This window comes from Streptomyces sp. NPDC015032 (assembly GCF_043080425.1).
Classification (GTDB): Bacteria; Actinomycetota; Actinomycetes; order Streptomycetales; family Streptomycetaceae; genus Streptomyces.
The window spans coordinates 1-1,743 of sequence record NZ_JBIBVN010000116.1; the positions used below are offsets into that span (position 1 = coordinate 1).

Annotated in this window: 1 protein-coding gene; it reads left to right on the top strand. The window is 65.2% G+C overall.

The window, feature by feature from the left end; translation table 11 throughout:
* Positions 1 to 450: 450 nt before the first annotated feature.
* Positions 451 to 1,743: group II intron reverse transcriptase/maturase (gene ltrA, locus ACF08M_RS41605; protein ID WP_392190519.1), on the top strand; the 1,293-nt coding region annotated here is incomplete at its 3' end.

Genomic DNA, 1,743 nt, shown 5'->3' on the forward strand with positions numbered 1-1,743 from the left:
CGGGTCCGGCTAGCAAGGCCAGTGGGCGTAACGAGAGTGAATCGGTGGTCGAAGCCCCGTAATCGAAGTGCCGGCTCGAAACCTGGCGGATCAGGGCCGGTGTGCAGTGCGTGACCTGGGCATATCAGTGCCCGGGGTCAACTCTGAAGCCGTGTGTAAGCGACGGTGGGGAGGCCACGCTGAATGCCTGCGGCGTAGGCGTGGCGATGCTGCCGGGGTATAGCCGAGCGCCGACCTGGCTGATCGGAACATCGTGAACGTGGGAACCATTCGCGTCCGCCCAGCGCCTGGCCCTCCAGTCCATGGCGTCGGGGCAAGTCCGTTGCCGACCGAAGGATGCGGATGGGGCGGAGGCCCCGTAGTAGTCAGGGCACGCGAGAGGTGTGCACACGGCGAAGGGGGCCAGCAAGTCTGTGGGGAGGATGCTGGAATGCCTGGAGGTCTTCGACGGTGAACACCGACGAGCTGGAGCACGTGCTGTATCAGGCCGAGCGACGGGTACAGGGTATCCAGACCAAGCTGCACCGTTGGGCCCGCGAGGATCCCCATCGCAGGTTTGACGACCTTCTCAATCTCGTTGCCGATCCCGCCTTCCTGCTGGTCGGGTGGGCTCGGGTGCGGGGGAACAAGGGTGCTCGTTCGGCGGGCGTGGACGGCTGGACAGCCTTTTACGTCGAGTCGGTGCGAGGCGTGGAGGACTTCCTCCGCGAGTTGCGGTCGCAGGTGAAGGACCGCAGCTTCCGTCCGCTGCCCGTGCGGGAGCGCATGATCCCCAAGGCGAACGGCAAGCAGCGCCGCCTGGGGATCGCAACCGTCCGGGACCGGGTGGTCCAGGCATCCTTGAAGCTGGTGTTGGAGCCGATTTTCGAGGCGGAGTTCCTCCCGTGTTCCTACGGGTTCCGCCCCAAGCGCCGGGCGCATGACGCGGTTGCCGAGGTGCGTTACCTCGCGTCCCGCTCGTATGAGTGGATCGTTGAGGGCGACATCGCGGCCTGCTTCGACGAGATCTCGCATACCGCTCTACTCGAACGGGTGCGCAGACGTGTCGGAGACAGACGGGTCTTGGCTCTGGTGAAGGCGTTCCTCAAGGCGGGCATCCTCGGACAGGACGGCACCTTGCGGGACAGCAATTCCGGTACCCCCCAGGGTTCGATTCTCTCGCCCCTGCTGAGCAACGTGGCCCTGTCGGTGCTGGACGAGTACATCGCCCAGGCCCCGGGGGGACCCGGAGCCAGCCAGGTGGAACGGGCCAAGCGTCGCCGCCACAGTCTCCCGAACATCCGGCTCGTCCGGTTCGCGGACGACTGGTGTCTGATGGTCTCGGGCACCAAAGCGCACGCTGAAGCCCTGCGGGAGGACATCGCGGAGGTCCTCACCGGGATGGGACTGCGTCTGTCACCGGAGAAGACCCTGATCACCCATATCGACGATGGCCTCGACTTTCTCGGCTGGCGCATCCAGCGCCACCGCAAGCGGGGCACGAACAAGTGGTACGTCTACACCTACCCGGCGCGCAAAGCCGTCAAGGCCGTGACCGCCAAGGTGAAGGCGATCTGCCGACAGGACGTCAACCTGCCACTGGAAGTCCTGATGCACCGTTTGAACGCGGCGCTTCGGGGCTGGTGTGCCTACTTTCGGCCCGGTGTGTCCGCCGTCGCCTTCCACTACCTCAGCCAGTACACCTGGCAACGGGTCATGAGATGGATACGTCGCAAACACCGCCGGATCACCTCGAAAGAGATC